Raw genomic sequence first — 19,222 nt, forward strand, 5'->3', positions numbered from 1 at the left:
TTATTCACTCTCCATTTCATTCAAGGAATCTTTATTTCCGGCCAAAGCACCGATGACGGCACCGCGAAGAAGAATTCCTTTAATTCTGTTCTGATCATCGATGACTGAAATTGGCAAGCTTGAAGTCGCCATCACATCCATGAGGTTTCCAAGTAATTCATCCTCTTTTACAGTTGGGATATCTGTTGACATCACCTCAGAAATCGATTGGTTATTGCTCATTGCCTGACGAGCCTGTTCAGCAGTCACGGCCCCCAATAACTTCTGCTTTCTATCCACAACAAAAATGCTGGAATACCCTTGTTTGCGCATGATTTCGAGGGCAACCCTCGGACCTCTGTCCACAGCGATCTTCTCTGGGCGTATCATCACATGAGACGCTGTCAATACTTTTGATAGATCAACATCTTCCACAAACTTCTCGACAAACTCATTGGCTGGATTCATCATGATTTGTTCAGGGGTTCCCAATTGAATGACACTTCCATCTTTCATAAGGGCAATTCTATCCCCGATTCTTAATGCTTCATCAAGATCATGGGTAATGAAAATGATCGTTTTTTTGTACTGATCTTGGATTTGAATCAGTTCATCCTGCATATCCTTACGAATTAATGGATCGAGGGCACTGAAGGCTTCATCCATCAGTAGGATATCCGTATCACTTGCGAGTGCCCGGGCTAACCCAACCCTTTGCTGCATACCACCGCTAAGCTGTGATGGCAGCTGATTTTCGTAGCCTTTCAATCCAACGGCCTCAAGAGCCTTCATCGCATTTTCATGACGTTTTGCTGGATCCATTTTTTTAATTTCGAGCCCGAATTCAGCGTTTTCCAATATCGTTTTATGCGGAAATAAAGCGAAGTTCTGAAATACCATGCTTATTTTCTTTTGTCTGACTTCCCTTAACCGGGCAGCGTTCATCTTCACGATATCTTCATCATCAATTAAGATTTCACCCAAAGTGGGATCGATCAAACGATTGAACATGCGGATCAAAGTAGATTTCCCGCTTCCGGATAGGCCCATGATGACAAAAATCTCACCGGGATAAATCTCGAAATTAACATTATTCACTCCGACCGTTTGTCCCGTTTCTTTCAAGATCTCTTTTTTCGTTTTGCCTTGCTTCAATAAGTCTGTTGCTGCTTTTGGAGATTTGCCAAAAATTTTCGAGACATTTCTGACTTCTACATTCGGCTTCATCAAGTCACCTCATTCTAATAGTTGCCCATATGATATTCAGTTTTGCTGAATTCCCCCGTTTTATGCGAGTGATGATTATTAATGCACAAGTATCTTGAAATAACCGAAATTCTACCCATTACTTTTTCTTCAAAAAAGCGGAAGTGACACTTATTAAGCGGCACAGGGCATACGTGCGTAGAAAAATAATCTATATTTATTATTCCCAAGAAAAAATTCTTTACTTGGATTATATTTTGTGTGATAAATTGAGCATTTCACGTAGGAAAAAAGAGGTGCAATCACAACTGAGGAAACTAGCAGGCACAACATATACCAACTGTAATATAAACGATTTCCACTTAGAGTTTTGTCCGGATGATGGACTTACGACTACCCTCTAAAGTACTTCATTTCCTTTACCAGGTGGAATGATACTTGCAGTGCAGTATAACACCAAAACGCATAGAAATATGATTATGGGATTCCCAATATGTCTAATTTGAGCTTTGCAGGGAAAAGAGGTGCAATACAACTGAGGAAACTAACAGGCACAGCATATACCAACTGAAATATAATGGTTTTTTTTAGAGTTTTGTTCAGTCCCAGCACAAGGAATGAACCTGTATCCCTAAAGTACTTAATTACCTTAACAAAGAATGAATATAAGTTCAAATGATGTGGGACGGAATTCTTGCCTAAAAAGCCCATTTACGCCATCGATTCTAAAGGTTACGGAAGGCTCTAAAAACCTTGATATACCAACACTTCGACTTCCTATAATCATAAACGTCCATCATCCGCCACAATTTTTTTTCAGTTTTTTTAAAATCTAAATTCATCCAAAAAGTGGAAAATGTAATTTCCTGCTTAAAAATGACATGGCAAGATTGGGATTTCACACATTTTTTTATGCAGACATACATGGAAATGTGTCATATAAACAGAAAAAAAACCTTGAAACAACAATTTCATTTCAAGGTTAATGCATATTATCGATACATACTAATTAGCATTCCTATGTTCATCAAAATCAATTTGGCATTCCTCTAGCGGAATTACTTTTGTTTTCTTAATGAACTTATAACCAAGCCACATTACCAGAAAGAATGGGATGCCAAGATAGGCAGCGAACACACTGGCCCAGTTAATATGATCGCCAATAAAGGCTTGATAGTTTTGCGCCAATAAAACGAAAAAACAAAGAGCAAAGGAAAATATCGGACCGAAAGGAAACCATTTTGACTTATAGGGAAGATCGTCCAGTGAATGGCCTTGGGCAATATAAGCTTTTCTAAACCGGTAATGGCTTGCCGCTATACCGAGCCAAAATATAAATCCAGTGACTCCAACCGCATTCATAAGCCAAATATAAATAACTCCATCACCGAAAATGGAAGCAAAAAATGCCAGCATCCCTACAAGTGAAGTGACGACCAGTCCCCAAATGGGAACACCGCGTTTGTTAAGCTTCCCAAAAATACGTGGTGCCAGTCCTTCTTTTGCCATTGAGTACAACATTCTGCTTGTCACGTAAAGACTCGAATTACCAGCGGATAATACAGCTGTCAAAATGATTGCATTCATCACGGAAGCAGCGAATGCCAGTCCCACTTTTTCAAACACCATCGTAAACGGGCTAACCATGATTGTGTGTCCCTGCAGACTGCCATTCGTATAAGGAACGATCAATCCGATAACAAGTATGGCCAGGATGTAAAAGAGGAAGATTCTCCAAAAAATGCTGCGAACTGCACGAGGTACATTTTTTGCAGGGTCTTCACTTTCACCGGCTGCCACACCGACTATTTCTGTACCTTGAAAAGAAAATCCAGCAGCAATGAAAATACCCAAAGTTGCCAAAAAACCACCGGCAAACGGAGCGTCACCAACTGTGAAATTTTTAAAACCAATCGCCTCTCCGTTCATGATCCCGAATATCATCAATATTCCGACAACGATAAAAATGATGATGGTCGCCACTTTGATGAGGGAAAACCAATATTCCCCTTCGCCATACCCTTTAACAGATACGTAATTCAATAAGAATATCAAAACTAAAAACAAAGAACTCCATAAAAAAGACGAGCTGTCAGGAAACCAAAACTTCATTACCATCGTTGCGGCAGACAGTTCTGCGGCAAGAGTCATCGCCCAAGTGAACCAATAGTTCCAACCAAGCGCAAACCCTAATGCCGGATCGATGAAACGCGTAGCATAGGTACTGAAAGCGCCGCTGACCGGCATAAACGATGCCAGTTCTCCAAGGCTTGTCATAATAAAATAAACCATTATACCAATTACGGTGTAAGCGACCAAAGCACCGCCAGGCCCTGCAGAGTGAATGGCTGGACCGCTTCCGAGAAACAGCCCTGTTCCAATTGCACCGCCCAGCGAAATCATCGTAAGGTGGCGCGCTTTTAGCTTTCTTTGTAAAGTATTTGACGGCTGGTTTTGTTCATTTATGACAGGTGGTTGCAATTGCCGATTTTCCAAATTAGATTCCCCTCCAAAAATGCATTTTTAATCTAGCACGAATAGGTAAAGTCGATCATTCCATCAATAGTCATTTCCTGCATTTATTACTATTTCAAGGTCATTTTCTCTAATGCTGAGACCTTTTTGGATTTCAGGGATCTATGTAGCATTTACATAACGATGTTAGGCTTAAAAGCCCAAGTCAAAGGGCTATAAGCCTAACGTTTATTGAAAAAGGAAACACCGTTTTTTAAGATTCGGATATTCCGAGCTTCATATTATGTTGTAGGTAAACTCCTATGAATAAATGAATTCCAATCGATTTGCTGTAACCAGCTTGCCGTCGCTTCAATATCCTTTGAAAAGATACGATCTTGTGTAATGCTTGGAATGAGCTTTCTTGCTTCCGTATAAAACTCTTTTGTAAACGGAGCCATCTTTTCTATTCCACGGTATTCCACCGCTTGTAAGGCACAAATGAGCTCAATCGCCAAAACGCGGCGAACGTTTTGAATGATTTGATGTGCGTGCCGGGATCCAATCGTTCCCATGCTTACATGATCTTCCTGGTTCGCTGAAGATGGAATGGAATCAACACTTGCAGGATGTGCAAGCGTTTTATTCTCAGAGACGAGTGAAGCTGCACAATATTGCATGATCATCGCTCCCGACTGTAAGCCAGGTGACGGACTTAAGAATGGCGGTAAATCATTTAGCTGAGGATTGACGAGTCGCTCAATCCGGCGCTCTGAAATATTTGCAAGCTCGGCAACAGCGATTTTCATGAAGTCCATCGCAAATGCTATCGGCTGGCCATGGAAGTTCCCCCCTGAAATAACCTTTTCCCCATCGTCAAAAATAAGCGGATTATCCGTCGCAGCATTCATTTCAATTTCCAATTTTTCTTTTACATAATCAAGCGTTTGCCATGATGCCCCATGCACTTGCGGGATGCAGCGGAGGGAATAAGCATCCTGAACCCGCAGTTCTCCTTGCTTGGTGATGAGCTGGCTGCCGCTGATCATGCGGCTAATCCGTTCCGCGACCTCTGTTTGCTGGCGGTAACCGCGTGCGAGATGAACATCCGGATCAAAGGCATCTTCAATGCCGCGTAATCCCTCTAAAGTCAGTGAAGCAATCGCTTCAGTTTGATGGGCCAGCTGTTCGGCTTCAATGTAATTTACGAGGCCCATCCCCGTCATGGCCTGTGTTCCGTTAATTAATGCAAGGCCTTCTTTTGCTTTAAGCGTCACTGGAAGAATGCCTTCTTTCGATAAGGCTACGATGGCCTCCATTCGCTCTCCTTTATAAAACACTTCCCCTTCTCCCATCAATACTAGCGCCAAATGCGAAAGCGGCGCCAAGTCCCCACTTGCCCCAAGAGAACCTTGCTGAGGGATGACCGGGTGGATATGAGCATTCAAAAGATCGATCAAACGTTCAATGACGACAGGACGGACGCCGGAAAACCCTTTTAATAGCGCATTGGCACGGAGAAGGACCATAGCTCTCGAAACCACCTCTGGAAATGGTTCCCCGACTCCGCACGCATGGGAATGGATCAAATTCCACTGTAGCTGCTCTGCGTCCTCTGCATCAATCAAAACATCGCTGAACTTTCCAAAACCTGTTGTGATGCCATAGACGACTTTCTTTTGTTTCACGATATTTTCAACCGCTTCCCGGCTTTTTTCCACTTTCTTAACACTCTCGGCGGAAGCAGAGACAAATGCCTCTCCATACAATACTTTTTTCGCTTCTTCAATCGTTAAAGTTTGGCCCGTTAACATAATCATTTCCTGCACCCCTATTCTTTTTTTAAACAAACAAAAGGAGGCCATATTGACAGACTTATCCAGTCTTTCAATACAGCCCCCTATTTCACTAAATAACTATAGGCTTTTAATTATTTAAATGTGGTTAATTCCCAAGCCAACGGCTTCATGTTCAAATCCCCGAACCGGTGCCCCAATCGTTCCATACACGGCGACAGCAATCCATTCACCTTCGTCCCCGTTTTTAAACGGCCTGCCCCGAACGATTGCAAACCGAAGGCCCGCAGTCCTCAAAAGACCGCCAAGCTCGACTTGGCCGCGTGTCACTCCTTGGAGTGCTTCGATGATCGCATGATACAGCGCATGCATTTCACGATACATATCGGGATTGACCAATCCAAGTCTTTTCGCCGATGTCTCAATGGCCGCAACTATTTTCTGCAGCTCCATTGAACCGACTTTACCTTTTCCATAAAGCCAATCCATCCGCTTAAGGTCATTCGTCAATATGACTTCTTCCTCTTCGTCCGCAAACGCGTACATGATTGCATGGCGCCCGATTCTTCTGTCGAATTCCTTTGTCATGCAGGTACCTCTTTTACAATTTTCTAAATACACTAATAACTAAATATCATTGTAAGCGGATACAAGCTATTCGGTCAATATATTTTTTAAAATAGTTCTTTTAGGGGATGATTCATCACTCCCCAAAGTTGCTTTTTACCCTTACAGCCATCATCAACATTTATCAATCAACCATTCATGCAAAAAAGCCCATCCTCATTAGCGTCCCGGAAAATGGTTTTTTTCTGTAACTTTATATAAAATGTTTTTCACGATTCGTCCCCCAGATCGTCCCTGATAACCAGATTAATGCCTTCATGAAATTGTTCGGTTCCATTTTCATCTGGAAGATGACCAGACCTGCACCGAAAGCTGCATTAATTCCTATGCCTACCAATAATAGTCTAGCAGGCGTCACCTGCCCTTTTTTCCAAGATAGTGCATAAATTAAACGGCAAGGAATGAACCCACTAAAGCAGTGAAAGGCATGATGAATACCGAACACCTTTTCTTGATCAATAGTGATGAATCCACTGGCTCTAAAGCATTGAATGAGTCTTTATGGAAAAGTACACCAGCTTTGAAACCCGGAAATGTTCATGAGTTTTCTGCTGATGAAAGCTGGTTATACACCGGGGCAATCGCTAATGAACAAATCATTGATAATGTTTTAAAAATTTTAGTGAAATAATAACCAAGGCTATCACAGGCAGTGATGACTTCTGCCTGTTTCCCCAATGGGACACTATTTTGAATCATGTAATAGCATGCGTAGCGCTTCTTGCCATCTACTTATTGAGTACTTTATTAAACTTCATCGTTTATTATTACGGACATAAACTTGGTATAAACATCGAAACGGACCATAGGGAAAATCTTTTCTCCAAGCTGCAAAAGCAATCCTTTAAATTTTTTGACAATAATAAAACAGGGCATTTAGTATCCAGGATAACGAATGATTTAATGGACATCGGGGAAATCGCACACCATGGCCCAGAGGATTTATTCATAGCGTTCATGACCATTTTGGGCGCTTTCTTCGTCATGTTCCAAATTAATTGGCAATTCGCCATTATCGTATTTACGGTTGTTCCCTTTTTGATAGTCTTATCCGTTTATTTCAGCCGTAAAATGACAAGGGCTTTCAAAAGGATGTTTGGTGATATCGCGAATTAATGCCCGTATCGAAAATAATATTAGCGGCATCCGCGTTGTCCAATCCTTTACCGAACAAGGTGCCCATGATCATTTGCTCCATCAAGACGGAGCATATAAAAAATCTGATCCTTGCCCAAACTGTTTAGAATAAAGCTTCCAGCCATTCTGATAACAAGAAGAAAGGTCTCCCGACATTAATGGGAGGCCTTAAACTTTATGGAGATATACATTTATTCATTCGTTTTCCAATGCTTCATAAATCGCAGTTACAACACTTCCATAGCTTCCTGTTTTGAAGAGGTCGCCAAAAAACTGATTGGAATTGGCTACAGGATTGACGAGCGGAGAGTGCTTTTTATTTGTAAGTAAAACAATCCCTAAACCAATTTCCGGATCAATGATCGTGACCGTCCCGGTCCATCCAGTATGACCGTAGGCACTATCGCTTGCATAAGGACTGAACATCCACTCCATGCTAGCATCGCCATTTCGTCTCCACCCAAGTCCATATGTAGGATTCATCTCGGAAGATGCGACGAATTCATCGATTGTTTCTTGATCAAACAACGTATGTTTACCGTATCCCCCGCCATTCAGCATCACCTGCAGAAGGACAGCCATATCTTCCGTATTGGAGAAAAGGCCCGCATGCCCTGAAACGCCCCCCATCGAATAAAAGGCTTTTTCATCATGCACTTCCCCTTGAAGTGTATATGTGCGAATGTTAGGGAAATCTATCACGCCATCCCGCGTGTTGCCAAGCAATTCAGTTGCGGCAAAATCCTTTGGCTTAAAGCCCTTTCTAAGAGGATTGAACTTAGTATTTTTCAACCCAAGCGGCTTGTACAATTCGTTTTCAACATAGACATCAAGCTGCTGACCCGTTATTTCTTCAACAATGGCACCAAGCAGCATATAATCGACATCACTGTAGACATTCTGTGTTCCAGGTACATATGTGAGCGGTGTTTTGGAAATGAACTCGATGGTTTTATCCCGCTCCTGGGAATAAAGTTCTTTCGAAACCTTTGGATTATGGTATTGCGGATCGGGTCTAAAACCTGCTGTATGGTGAAGAACATCAATAATTCTCAGATTGTCCTTTCCTTTGATCACATCCTCCTCCGTGTCTTTGAATTCAGGAATGTATTGCTGGACTCTTGCCTGGATATTCAGCTTGCCTTCGCTGACTAATTTCTGAATGGCAAAATTGGTTGCATACATCTTCGTGTTTGAAGCAAGGTCAAATAACGTGTCATTTTCCATTTTACGGAACTTCTTAAGAGGTGTATGTTCATTATACTTCTGTTTGTACCCGTAGCTTTCATTTTTAACGATCTTTCCGTCCTTTATGACAATCAGGGCAGCACCGGGGAAACCGGCAGCCACTTCCATTTCAATAAGCTGATCCACTTTTTCCAGCCTTTCAGACGAAAAGCCCGCTTCTTCCGGTTTATTTACTTTCTTTAATATTGGATACTGGCTGGAAGTTTCCTTACTCACAGCGGCTTCATGATTTTGATTTTCATTAGCAAAAGACACGGATGGTGCTAATAAGGAAAGTGCCAGAATTGAACTCAGTGTGCAGCTTGTCCATATATTCATCATTTTCCACCCCTTTGAAATCACTTTAGAAAATAAAGAACAACTTTACCGAAAGTTCGGTTCTTTCTTCACCAGGAATCACTAAAAGCGCTAATGGAGTATCCTTTTCCGTTCCGGAATTACCATTGGGATATTTTAACATTATTTTGATGAACGCGGATTAAAAGATAATATTTACCAATAATTCTCAATTTTTCAGTATATATCATTTCTAACATCATTTCAATTTGATATTTATTTTTTATATTTCAAATATTGAGGTTAAGTCATCCCAATAATCTTTCTATCATTTCATCGCCCAGTAAAAGCAACGTTCACGATTCTCCTCTTTCTCTCCTCTACTATATTCAAAATCAATTTTCCCACAAAGCTAACGTGAACTATAAATGGCTTTTAACTTCATTGCATAAGAAACACAGAAGATATTAATACTATATGAGAAATAAAGGAATTTTGGCTGCTAACTGAGACAAGTATAGGGTGATGAAAATGTGGAAAACGATTGTTTCCTACCTTCCAGAATGGCAGGTTTTTATACAAGCTTTCATTGTGTTTGTTATTCCGTATTTAATCTCCAAATTGTTTAATCGGCTTCGCAACTCAAAGGATGAGTGATGAAAATGAAAGAGTGGATATCAAAGATCGGTAAAAAAGGAAAAGGTACCGATAAAGACAAACAACAAGCAAATACCTCCCAAGATACAACGTATCAGTTTACAGATAATTTTAATTTAAATCTAGAAATGGTTAGGCAAGAAATTGGACATAATTGGGATGTTCATTTTCGGGAATTTAATCTAGGGCGTACCGGTATACGTTCAATTATCATTTTTGTGGATGGACTATCGGATAAAGATCTTATTGATAAACATATTATGCCATCATTGATGGTTGATTTTTCAGCAGAATATAAACAGGACCTTCCCTACCTCAAAGGAAGCATTTCAAAAGAATTTATAAAAAATGAAGTGTTATCCATTAGTGAAATTGAAGCTGTTCGTTCCATTAAAGAGTTAGCATCTAAAGTGCTCACAGGTTCTACCGCCCTTTTAATTGATGGATCATTGGATGCGCTGATCCTTGGAACTACAAAACTTAAAACAAGGACGGTTGAAGAGCCGGTATCAGAGGCATTAGTCAGAGGTCCACGGGTCGGTTTCACTGAATCATTGAGTGACAATACCTCTTTTTTAAGAGGTAGCGGTGAAAATGAGAATTTATCGTTAGTAAAATTCCAAGTAGGAAAGCGTTCGAAAAAAGACTTGGTAGTCGCATACATAAAAGATATTGTTGATCCCGAATTAGTTCAAGAGGTGGAAAATCGAATTAAGAGAATTGATATTGATAGTGTGCCGGAATCGGGTTATGTAGAGCAACTTATCGAAGATAATTACCTTAGTCCTTTTCCACAGGTACAGAATACAGAGCGCCCTGATCGCGTGATCGCTGCGTTGATGGAAGGCCGAGTGGCCATCTTATTAGACGGGACGCCATTCGCTTTGATCGTTCCAGTTACATTAAGCATGATGCTACAATCGCCAGAAGATTATTATGAAAGGTGGATTCCTGGCACATTCATACGTATGCTTCGTTACCTCGCAGCTATTCTGGCTCTCTTTACACCGTCTTTGTATATAGCTTTCATCTCATTTCATTCAGGGTTGATTCCGACCAAACTGGCCATCTCCATTATAGGAACCAGGTCCGGGGTTCCGTTTCCGGCACTTATCGAAGCATTATTCATGGAAATAGCCATCGAAATTTTGCGGGAAGCAGGACTGAGATTGCCTAAGCCAATCGGTCCCGCAATGGGTATCGTCGGCGGTTTAATCATTGGGGAAGCTGCTGTACAGGCAGGGATTGTTAGCCCTGTTTTGGTCATTGTAGTAGCCTTAACCGCCATTTCATCATTTTCCATTCCGCACTATAGTATTGGGATTACATTACGGATTCTGCGTTTTCCAGCTATGATTTGTGCTGCCACATTTGGATTATACGGGGTCATTCTCTTTTTCCTTTTAATGACCAGCCATTTAGTTAAATTAAAAAGCTTTGGTGTACCCTATTTGAGTCCAGCCGTTCCTTATCGCTTTAGTGAATGGAAAGACCTGATGGTTCGCATGCCGCTTATGATGATGAAACGCCGTCCAAAGATGATGCATACAAAAAACCCCATGCGTAAAGGATAACCTATCGGTGAAAGGGTGGTTAAAAGAATGATTCTCAGTCCGAAAGACAGAATTACAACTCCTCAAGCAGCTGTCATTGTCATCAACTTCATACTTGGTACAGGATTACTCACCCTACCCAGATCATCTACGGAAAAGGTACATACACCAGATGCATGGATAAGCGTTATTTTAGGCGGAGTTATCGCGATAATCGCGGGGGTGATCATGGTCAAATTAAGCCAACGGTTTCCCGAAAAAACCTTCTATCAATACATCAATGAAATTGTAGGAAAATGGCTTGGTGGGTTACTGAGTTTATTTGTAATCTGTTATTTTCTTACAACTTCCGGATTTCAGCTCCGTGCAATGGCGGAAGTAATAAGGTATTTACTTCTTGAAGGTACGCCTAACTGGGCAATTATTATAATGTTTATGTGGGTGGGCCTCTATCTGATCATCGGCGGCATTAACCCGATTGCCCGTCTTTTTGAAATTATATTACCTTTGACAGTTATCCTTTTTTTGGTTGTTGCCTTTATGAGCTTTAAAATATTTGAGATCGATAATCTGCGTCCGGTATTAGGAGAAGGAGTTATCCCTGTACTTAAAGGAGTAAAAACAACGGCTCTCGCTTTTACAGGGTCTGAAATCATGTTAGTGCTTATTCCGTTTATGAATTCGCCAAAAAAAGCAGTAAAAGCCGTTCTTGTTGGAGTTTCCATTCCATTGATTTTTTACGTGATAACGGTCGTAATGGTTATCGGGGCATTATCTATTGATGGAGTGGTCACGAGAACATGGCCGACCCTTGATCTTATCCGAAGTTTTGAGGTCGCCGGGTTGATCTTTGAACGGTTTGAATCTTTATTGCTCGTAGTTTGGATCATGCAAATATTTGCCACGTTTTCAATCACCTACTATGCAGCTGCTTTAGGGCTGGCACAACTTTCGAAAAAGAGCATTCACCCATTCATGTTTGGCTTGCTTCCGATTCTTTACATCATTGCCATGATTCCAAAAAATATCAATGACCTCTTTAAACTAGGAGATTTCGTCGGCAATATTGCACTGTTTTTATTTGGTTTACTCCCGCTTCTCCTGCTTATTATCTCAAGAGTAAAGGGAGGAAAATATGAAACAAACACATAAAAATATACGGCCTCTCTTCGTTTCCCTCTCCGTTCTTTTGTTCTTATCCCTTACAGGATGCTGGAGCAGTCATGAAATTGAAGAGCAAAGTTTAGGTATAGGTATGGCATTTGATAAAGGCAAGAAGTCCTTCGTTGAGAAAGAGTTAAATGAACAAGGGGAGGGATATTTGAAAAAAGACCTGATTACTTCAACCTATCAACTTATCACTCCACAAGTAGCAAGTTCAACAACGAAACAAGCCGGGCCACAACAAAAATCTTATCTGAATGTTTCTGAAACGGGAGATTCTATCCTTCAGATGACTCGTGAATTACCATTGAGAAGCGAACAACCTTTAACTGCTCACCATATGAAAGTGATTGTTATCAGTGATAAGCTTGCAAAATCACATGATTTGGAAAAATTACTTGATCTTAATTTTCGGGATAATGATTTTAGACCAAGCTGTCTTGTGCTCATCAGTAAAGGAAGAGCAAGCAAAACACTGGAAACAAAGACTGCAGGAGAGATTCCAGCGTTTCGACTTGTTGGCATTGTAGAAAATGCCTATCGAACAACGAGGATTTTGCCTCCTATGCCACTTATTAAAATAGAGAGCAAGATCCATTCAGAATCAAGTTTTCTTTTGCAAAATGTACTATCAGTGAAAGGGGAAGTCAAATTTGCCGGAGCTGCCGTAATCAAAGGAAAGACACACAAAATGGCTGGTACTTTGAATGAAGAGGAACTGGAGGGTGTAACTTGGATAACAGGCAAGGGAAAAGGCGGTGTGGTGAAAAGCTTTGATAAAGAAACCGGCCAACTGATCGTGTATGAAATAGAATCCATGAAAAGCACTATAATACCACGAGTTAAAGGAGACAGCATCTCTTTTGATGTAAACATAGAATCAGTGGGAAGACTGTCTGAAAACTGGGTAGTTCCAGGAGATACTTTTAAAAATGAATTTCTCAAAAAAGCAGAAAAATCTTCTGAAAAAGAAGTGAAACGCCTGGTGGGGAATGTATTGGAAAAAATGCAAAAAGAATACCAAGTGGACGTCGCCGGCTTCGGAAATCGATTGAGAATTGAGCACCCCAAAGTATGGAATAAGGTCAAAAAGGATTGGGACCAAACATTTAGTGAAACTCCGGTCAACTACGATGTAAAAATAACTATTAATGATTATGGAACATCAGGAGGATCAAAGAAGTGAACCTCCTGATATACACATAGAGCCCCAGGACATATAAAGTGCCACGGGAAGCTATTAAACGGTTAAATGCGATGAGCGCGAAAAGGCCTCCCATAGTTTACTACGGGAGGCCTTTTCGTGAATTTTCACATCGAAAGATCAGCTTAATTCCACTTTATTAATTTCAGATAAATAACCCCCATTTAAAATCGAGCCTTCGTCTGCAACAACATATTCGATAACAGTTGGGCTTATGGTTCGAATATAAACAAAAGCTGAATCATCCACATGCCCAATTCGAAGCTTTTTCCTCTGTGCCTGTTTAATATCAAGCTGGTTGGTACTAGCTTCCGGCAGGCTTGTGTAATAAATTTCAAAATCCTCTTCTGACGCATCAATGAAAAGATGCCACTTGTTATACTCTTCTTCTTGGTCAATCATTGTTTTTAATTTCCCTTTTCTCCCTATGCCAAGAAAATACTTGAACTTTGATTCACCATTCACCATATCGCGGTCAATAACTTTTATACTTCCGCCTTTCCTGCTTTGTACAAGTCCGAAGGCAACGCCTGTTTTTCCTGTGGGAGCAGTTAATATATCTCGGTTAACCACTCTGTTTCTCTCTTCTTGCTTTATATAAGCGCCCGCTGTCCCGAGTGGCGGGAGAATCTCAAAAAGATCACTAGACACTTCTCCCCAGTTCTGAGTGTTCTGTGCTTCCCTTTCAATCCATTTATTAAATAGATTCATAACGACCGGGGATTTACTTGAATTACCCGCAAGCAGTATATTCACTTTATTAATTTTGCTGTGTTCTGACCGGGCAAAAGCGCGCCGTAAAGACTCAAAGAAATTTTTAATGCCTTTGTCGATTCTCTCCTCAATCAGATGTTCCATTTCATCTTGATCGATCAAAAGTTCCACATTGAGTTTTGCGTGGCCGGCTTTGTTAAACAAGTCTGCCCGGATCATGCCTTTTCCAAACTGTTCTTCATACCGTTCATGCCTTTCCCAAAGCGGCCTTAATTTTTCCACCAATTGTTTCGTATTTAAATAGGATTCTTGTGACTCATTAATCAGTGTTTCACTTCCGGGAAATTTCACACATTCTGCCGGGAGGGTAAAAGGAATGTTTAGCTCACGCATTGTTCTTTGGTTGTTTTTAAACACTTGGAACGCCAAAAGCTCCAGCATGTTCTCTCCACCTAAATAACGGTCCCCGCCCGCTGCAAAATGCTCAATGACATAATCATATCTGCCTTCTTTCAAGCCCGCTTCACGCCAAATCCCAAAGTCAAAATCTGTCGTTCCTCCACCAAAATCAAACACACCATAGTATGTTTTTTCATCCTCTTCCGGTTCAAACCCGTATTCCTGTAACGCACAAACGGCATAGGCAGCAGGTTCACTCGCCCCAGCGGTGACACGAAACTTTTTCATTAATTCTTCATCCTGCTGAATCGGCATAGGCAGCGTCTTTTTTAACCCACGCTCAAAACACTTTAGAATTTTTTCCCTTACCTCTTTTTCATACGTCACCGGGAAAGATAAGGTGTAATCGAGGTAAATTCCATTGTTCTGGTTATTGATATACAAACCAAGGTAGTAGGCGTATAACTCGATTGGGTTGATTTCCTGATCGGTTAAGTCCAAAAAGGAACGCAGTACAACCGCATATCCCCTCTTGTCTTTTAATCGGAGTTCGTTATTCTTTTCTCCAGCCCACTGCTTTAGATTATTCAATATGGAATAATAATGGTCACTCTTCCCATTCATCAAGTTGTTAAGAGCATTGTGGGAAACCGTCACATCCTGCCACCTTGTATCCGGTCTTCCTTCTTTTCCTTGATAAAGCTCCAGGAAATGTTCTAAGTCAATAAATTCAATCACGGTTGGATTTTCATAATGCCAGTCTTGTACTTCCGTGTTAAGGTAGCCAACCCCAATACGCATGGGAAGGGTAAAATCACTTTCTTCTTGATGAACGACAACTGTACTTTTCGTTCCAAAATCAATGCCAACTATGCCGTCCTCCCTAATATCCATTTTAGGGTTTCTGGCCATTATTTCTTCGTTCAGTTTTATCGTTAAAGGTTTTTCATCAGAGAGGACAGGCCATAAATCCCAATGTCCCCGGTTTGGATCTGTTAACATCTTTTCATCATATGTATCAATATCAGCTCTTACTTTTTCAGAGTTTAAAAGCTTCTCATAAAACGTTTTGGAATCGATAGCGATCGATGGCAATTCTTTAAGAAAACTTTCATGATCTAAGCCCTTTAATTGATACAATTCCAGTAAATAATCATACTCCTTCTGGCTTTCTGCGCTTAATCCACTTGGTACTAACCGGTTTTCCAGCCAGAGATGGAGAGCCATTCGGTCATTGATTTCAAAAGCATTTTCCCCATTCAAACGGAAAACAGGAACGAAAAATCCTTTTCCCAGCAAATTCGTTTTTTGATTTACTACATCGAAGCTTTGGATGTCGTACCCGTTTGATTTAAACGCTATTGATTTAGAAGAGTTCGCCGTTTGATTGGCAAATATCCTTGAAATGGAAGGATTTTTACTTGCGGAGTAATCATCCAGAGCTATTATTTTCTTATATACAGGGTGATCGGGTGTATTGAAACTTTTGGCAGTTTCTTCACGCGTCATGGCATCACCTATAAAACCGGAAACGTCCAGATGCTTTTTGTAGTCAAAATCTTCATCCATTAATTCATAGTATTTTTTATAAGGGAATAAAGCCGCAATATTGTGATCATATATAACATTCCCGTCATTCATGTAAACCCATCTGGAACGGAGCATCTTTTTAATGTCTTGAAAGAAGCTCGCTTCATCCTTAAAAAGGGTTTCTTCGGCACGCTGATATAAATGGCTGATTAACGATCTCACTTCTTCATAAGTCATTGAAATGGCAGAGACCGGAACGGTTTGGGAATCAGGTGAAAATGGAACCTGCTCTTCGCTCTTATTCATTAAGTAAATGGAACTGTCTATGTTATTTTTTTCAGCTAAACTTGTTACGTTCTCAAACGGCTCTTTATCTTCTATCGTTTCTTGTTTTTCAACTTCTTTTAATAATTCTTCTGAAAGATCTTCACCAGAATCCAAATAACATATCAGATCACCAATCTTGACTATAGTGTCCTCCGCTACATTCAATTCTTTAAGGGTGCCTTCTTTCTCTGAAAAAAGGTCAAATTCGATGCCCTCACAGCTGAATTTGGCCAAGCTTTCGCCCACCGTAATATAATCGCCTGGCTGCTTATACCATTGTACAAGAAGGATTTTTTCAATGCCCTCTTCAATCTCTGGGATAATAATCGATGTCATTGTTATTTCTCCTTTTATATCATTCTCTATTCCGCCTGCTAGATTCTCACAACGGATTTTTTAATGGTTTTACCATTAATGCTTATATATCCTGGCAGCAGGATGTCCGTAATGTTCCCGGATATTTTGCTATTGATGGTCCTTATGTACAAGTCTTCTCTGAAGACCTCATTCATTTTCACTTCCTGGATTTTATATAAAGGGGTATCGTATGTTTTACTGTATTCTTGAAAGAAATACAGAAAAAGGGCGAGCAAAATCTCTCTTTCCTGCTCCCGTCCTTCCATAATCTCGTTTTTAATAAAATCCCACAGTGATGAAATGTTTTCATATTGTACACCACAGACAATGAATTCCTGCACTGAACCGCCCTTGAAGATTCCTTTTAAGGAACTTTTCGTGGTTTCGGATAATTGTTGAACAGCTTCGTAAAGTTCTTCTGCTTCCCGATAGTCTGCTCTTCTCTTTTGCAATTCATTATAATAGGATTCCATTTTCTCATTTAGATGGGTAATCTTTATTTGGTACTCACTAATTTCTTCTTTCTTCGACTCAATCTCTTGTTGGAGTTTTGCTATTTCTTTTTCTTTTTCCTTCAGCAGTTCCTTTTGTTCCCCCAATTGACTATACGGACCAGCTTCTGCTATAGCTTTTATCTTTTCAATGACTCTTTCGTCTTGAAGGGAAACCATTAATGCCTCAATAAAACCATCATCCAATTCTTTATTCATCTTTACACTCCTTTCAAAAGTGTCAATCAACCTGACTCGCTCTGTATATGAATGAAAAGGTTTACCCCTTTTTTGCCATAGAAAAATCCCCTCCCAGATAGACTGTTAGGAGAATACAACCATAACTTATATTCCAAGAAAGCAGCAATGAGATTACTTATTTTCAAAAATACGTATATAACGTATTAATGATGTATTGATAATATGATTCTTACTATCACTTTTTACAATAAAATACTCACAGTGCTCCATCCTTTTTAAGACTTCTTGTAAAACATCCTCTTTTTTACTGCTCAATCCCTTTTTTATTTTCTCCCACTTAACATCAGCGTCAAGAGTATAACAAACATTGAATTCCTTTAACAGGTTAATCTTCCCCTTAAATGCTTAGTTTCGTAACTGTTTTTATTGTTCATAGCTAATCCAAATTCATACTTTTCCTCAATCCGATATACTACCTCATGAGTACCACTTAATAATATTCGGTATGTTCATATTGTTTAAGTGGGTTGAAATAACTAGGGTTAAACCTCCGGATTACTTGATAAGAAAAGGCCTCCCATCAGTAAACTGCGGGAGGCCTTCAATTTAAATCTTTCACATGTTAGGGTGATCTCCCTATAACAGGGAGATTTAATGCCCTCCATTCATCTTTAAATAAAAAAGAAGAAAAAAGGACTATGTACCAAAGTTCCACAAGGGTCGACTAGATTAATTTTAAAATGCGATTATATTAAGAAGATGACAAATCCGAACAAAAAAAGCCCTTCTCGGTTGAGATGGCCTCTAGTTATGCTGTTTCAGCGCAATCGCTTAACTTTTTTAAATCGCATTGCATGATGCTAGTGGATTCTTGATTGTTCGCATACATGTTTGGATGGGAGCTTAAACAAATTATCCATAACAGCAGTAACGCAATCTTCACAATAATAATTGACGAACTCTCGACCTTGGTCAAAAATTGGTGTCATCGTATCTATGTCAGCCCATTTAAAACAGTAAATACACATTTGCCTCATGATATATCACTCCTTTTTCATCCAAAAATAATTAGCAATAATCAAAAGAAGAATATGTGCTGCCTGTCGACATTATTCATGAAACGATACTCTTTCGTAAAGAACCTCAATCATCTAAAAAGTTAAGGCAGCAGGGGAAACTGATATAAACCGATACCATTTACATACCACTTCACCTGAGTATTAAACCTCTCCAAAAAACATTATTTGTCACCTATCAATTATTACCACCAGTTTTTTTCTTTTACTAGAAGTTCTCCCAAGTTCAAATTTGTGTTTACTCCGTTTGCTGATTGGAAATAACATAATAAATCTTTTAACTATAATCAGAGTAGGAGTGATATTTATGACAAGACGTTCCAACAAAATCAAACATAAAGCAAAAACTACTTTGAATAAAGTAAAGACTAATATTAAGGAAACAATATTTAATATCGCAGACATTCCATCAACATCTGTACAGCAACTGGCTGATTTTATACAACATCACCCTGATACAAAAGTCACCCAGAAACAAATGCTTGGAATTTCCTATGCCTTCTATAGTTTAGAAACGGAAGGGTATCATTATTATTTAGAAACCAACCCATCCAAAATTTTGCAATTGGATGGGTATGATAAGAATAAAAAAATGGTATGCTATCGATCATATAGGGACTATGATCAATTAAACACACCGATTAAAATGCCATAACTAAAATTTTCTGCCTCTTTAATTAGAGGCATTATTTCTATTGTTTTTAATTTTAACCGCCCTGCCCCTTTATTTACATAAGAAACTCCTATGGCGGCGCTCCTCGCCGCCACCATCTACTACGAAAATCTAAACTCAAAAATAGAGTCTAACCCATTAACCCCTTGACGA

General features: G+C 39.9%; 13 protein-coding genes and 1 pseudogene. 6 read left to right on the top strand and 8 right to left on the bottom strand.

Annotated features, from left to right (window positions below):
• The 5 genes from ACIQ0C_RS23365 to ACIQ0C_RS23385 all read right to left on the bottom strand — a co-directional run bounded on the left by ACIQ0C_RS23365 (position 1) and on the right by ACIQ0C_RS23385 (position 6,507).
• A complete protein-coding gene (locus ACIQ0C_RS23365) occupies positions 1-1,206 on the bottom strand; it encodes a quaternary amine ABC transporter ATP-binding protein (protein ID WP_402842926.1) in 1,206 nt (401 codons plus the stop codon).
• A 984-nt stretch (positions 1,207-2,190) separates the two neighbouring features.
• Positions 2,191-3,588, bottom strand: a complete 1,398-nt coding sequence (locus ACIQ0C_RS23370; RefSeq protein ID WP_403064422.1) for an amino acid permease — start codon at positions 3,586-3,588, stop codon at positions 2,191-2,193.
• 353 nt (positions 3,589-3,941) lie between these two features.
• Positions 3,942-5,459, bottom strand: a complete 1,518-nt coding sequence (gene hutH / locus ACIQ0C_RS23375; RefSeq protein ID WP_402842928.1) for a histidine ammonia-lyase — start codon at positions 5,457-5,459, stop codon at positions 3,942-3,944.
• A 114-nt stretch (positions 5,460-5,573) separates the two neighbouring features.
• Complete coding sequence (hutP, locus tag ACIQ0C_RS23380; RefSeq protein WP_207439498.1) at positions 5,574-6,023, bottom strand: histidine utilization transcription antiterminator HutP; 450 nt, start codon at positions 6,021-6,023, stop codon at positions 5,574-5,576.
• A 232-nt stretch (positions 6,024-6,255) separates the two neighbouring features.
• Complete coding sequence (locus ACIQ0C_RS23385) at positions 6,256-6,507, bottom strand: iron chelate uptake ABC transporter family permease subunit (protein WP_403064395.1); 252 nt, start codon at positions 6,505-6,507, stop codon at positions 6,256-6,258.
• On the opposite strand from ACIQ0C_RS23385, the gene ACIQ0C_RS23390 reads away from it, so the two are divergent.
• Both ACIQ0C_RS23390 and ACIQ0C_RS23395 read left to right on the top strand, forming a co-directional pair.
• Entirely contained in the window at positions 6,490-6,693 is a 204-nt protein-coding gene (locus tag ACIQ0C_RS23390) for a hypothetical protein (RefSeq protein WP_403064398.1), read from the top strand. The two genes, ACIQ0C_RS23385 and ACIQ0C_RS23390, sit on opposite strands and share 18 nt — an antisense overlap.
• A gap of 35 nt (positions 6,694-6,728) precedes the next feature.
• Positions 6,729-7,236, top strand: a pseudogene (locus tag ACIQ0C_RS23395) (ABC transporter transmembrane domain-containing protein); the annotation flags it as partial.
• Between the two features lie 158 nt (positions 7,237-7,394).
• Here ACIQ0C_RS23395 and pbp4b read toward each other — a convergent pair.
• On the bottom strand, positions 7,395-8,765 hold the full coding sequence (pbp4b, locus tag ACIQ0C_RS23400; protein WP_403064425.1) for a penicillin binding protein PBP4B: 1,371 nt from the start codon (positions 8,763-8,765) through the stop codon (positions 7,395-7,397).
• Between the two features lie 620 nt (positions 8,766-9,385).
• On the opposite strand from pbp4b, the gene ACIQ0C_RS23405 reads away from it, so the two are divergent.
• The 3 genes from ACIQ0C_RS23405 to ACIQ0C_RS23415 are packed head-to-tail and all read left to right on the top strand — an operon-like array spanning position 9,386 to position 13,283.
• Positions 9,386-10,954: a spore germination protein gene (locus tag ACIQ0C_RS23405; RefSeq protein WP_403064401.1), complete on the top strand. Its 1,569-nt coding sequence runs from the start codon at positions 9,386-9,388 to the stop codon at positions 10,952-10,954.
• 27 nt (positions 10,955-10,981) lie between these two features.
• Entirely contained in the window at positions 10,982-12,085 is a 1,104-nt protein-coding gene (locus ACIQ0C_RS23410) for a spore germination protein (protein WP_403064404.1), read from the top strand.
• Positions 12,069-13,283 (top strand): Ger(x)C family spore germination protein, encoded by a 1,215-nt coding sequence (locus ACIQ0C_RS23415; protein ID WP_403064407.1) that lies wholly within the window; start codon positions 12,069-12,071, stop codon positions 13,281-13,283. The genes ACIQ0C_RS23410 and ACIQ0C_RS23415 overlap by 17 nt, the downstream gene beginning before the upstream one ends.
• Positions 13,284-13,421: 138 nt before the next feature.
• Here the strand turns inward: ACIQ0C_RS23415 and ACIQ0C_RS23420 are convergent, their stop codons facing one another.
• Positions 13,422-16,607 carry a biotin/lipoyl-containing protein gene (locus ACIQ0C_RS23420; RefSeq protein WP_403064410.1) on the bottom strand — a complete coding sequence of 1,062 codons (3,186 nt, stop codon included), beginning with the start codon at positions 16,605-16,607 and terminating at the stop codon, positions 13,422-13,424.
• A gap of 38 nt (positions 16,608-16,645) precedes the next feature.
• The gene (locus tag ACIQ0C_RS23425; RefSeq protein WP_403064413.1) at positions 16,646-17,338 is read right to left on the bottom strand and encodes a coiled-coil domain-containing protein; all 693 of its coding nucleotides are present in this window, start codon (positions 17,336-17,338) and stop codon (positions 16,646-16,648) included.
• A gap of 1,365 nt (positions 17,339-18,703) precedes the next feature.
• Here ACIQ0C_RS23425 and ACIQ0C_RS23430 point away from each other — a divergent pair.
• The gene (locus ACIQ0C_RS23430; RefSeq protein ID WP_403064416.1) at positions 18,704-19,051 is read left to right on the top strand and encodes a hypothetical protein; all 348 of its coding nucleotides are present in this window, start codon (positions 18,704-18,706) and stop codon (positions 19,049-19,051) included.
• The last annotated feature ends 171 nt before the right edge of the window (positions 19,052-19,222 follow it).

The organism is Peribacillus sp. NPDC096448, assembly GCF_044762675.1.
GTDB classification, from domain to species: domain Bacteria; phylum Bacillota; class Bacilli; order Bacillales; family DSM-1321; genus Peribacillus; species Peribacillus frigoritolerans_B.